Annotated in this window: 1 pseudogene; it reads left to right on the forward strand. The window is 72.4% G+C overall.

The features are described from left to right. A pseudogene (locus AC0L2J_RS34805) lies at positions 1-315 on the forward strand (polysaccharide deacetylase family protein); the annotation flags it as partial.

Genomic DNA, 315 nt, shown 5'->3' on the forward strand with positions numbered 1-315 from the left:
TGGTGCCCGCGACCGCCGAGCAGCCGGCGACGCCGACGACGCCGGTGGAATGGCTGCTGCATCCGCCGACCGAGACCACACCGATCGCGCGCTGGCCCGCCGTGCCGAACTTCGTGTTCGCGCAGACCGAGACGCTTGCGGCGCCCTCGCTGGCCGACCTCAACGCGCAGACCGCGCATCAACCGCTGCTGCCGCGCAAGACCATGGCGTTCGCCGATGTCGCGGCCACCCTGCCCGTGCCCGGCCGCGATCTCTTTGCGATCCCGGAAGGCTCGGTCGAGGTGCTGCTGTCGACGACCTTGTCGCGGCGCGCCG

Source organism: Bradyrhizobium sp. MV1.5, from assembly GCF_055807615.1.